We start from the raw sequence: 957 nt of genomic DNA on the forward strand, positions 1-957 counted from the left end.
GGCGGGGTCGGCGCCGGCGCGGAGCAGGGCGCGTACCCGCCGCGGGTCCTCGAAGCGGGCGGCGTGGACGAGTTGTCTGCTGAGCTTCTTGCGCGTGCGGTGGTTCAGTGTCCCTCCTCCCCCAACTCACCTGCTCAGCCTACGGCTTGCGGCCGATGGCGCCGTAGGCGTCGACGTGGACGGGCTCGCCGAAGCGGTTGGGTTCGGGGCGCCAGAGGGGGCAGGAGACGACGCCGGGCTCGACGAGTTCGAGGCCCTTGAAGAACGCGGCGATCTGCTCTGGGCTGCGGAGGCGGTACTGGACGGTCTCGGCGTCGCGGTTGTGCTCGCGCTGGGCGTCGTTGAGGGTCTCGTCGGTGTTGGTGCCGTCGCAGACGAGCAGGTGGCTGCCGGAGGGCAGGGCGTCGAGCAGTGTGTCGACGATCCGGTGGGCCTCGTCGTCGTCGGTCAGGTGGCCGAGGATGCCGCTGAGGATCAGCGCGACGGGCTGGTCGAGGTCGAGGGTGCGGGCGGCGTCGCGGAGGATGGGCGCGGGGTCGCGCAGATCGGCGTGGAGGTAGTCGGTGGCGCCTTCGGGGGTGCTGGTGAGCAGCGCTCGGGCGTGCGCGAGGACCAGCGGGTCGTTGTCGACGTAGACGATGCGCGACTCGGGTGCGATGCGCTGGGCGATCTCGTGGGTGTTGTCGAAGGTCGGCAGGCCGGTGCCGATGTCGAGGAACTGCCGCATGCCGGCCTCGTCGGCGAGGTAGCGGATGCCTCGGCTGAGGAAGGCGCGGAAGGCGCGGGCGGTGTCGACGATGGCCGGGAAGTTGGCCTTGAACTGGTCACCGGCGGCGCGGTCGGCCGCGTAGTTGTCCTTGCCGCCGAGCCAGTAGTTCCACATCCGGGCGGAGTGCGGCACGCTGACGTCGATCTCCGGGGCGGGGGCCGTCTCCCCCTGGCCGGACGGGCCGGGCG

Annotated in this window: 1 protein-coding gene; it reads right to left on the reverse strand. The window is 71.8% G+C overall.

The features are described 5' to 3' along the window. Positions 1–139: 139 nt before the first annotated feature. The coding region (locus FNX44_RS27160) for an SAM-dependent methyltransferase (RefSeq protein ID WP_228450318.1) at positions 140–957 on the reverse strand (818 nt) is incomplete at its 5' end.

The organism is Streptomyces alkaliterrae, assembly GCF_007097205.2.
Lineage (GTDB): Bacteria > Actinomycetota > Actinomycetes > Streptomycetales > Streptomycetaceae > Streptomyces > Streptomyces alkaliterrae.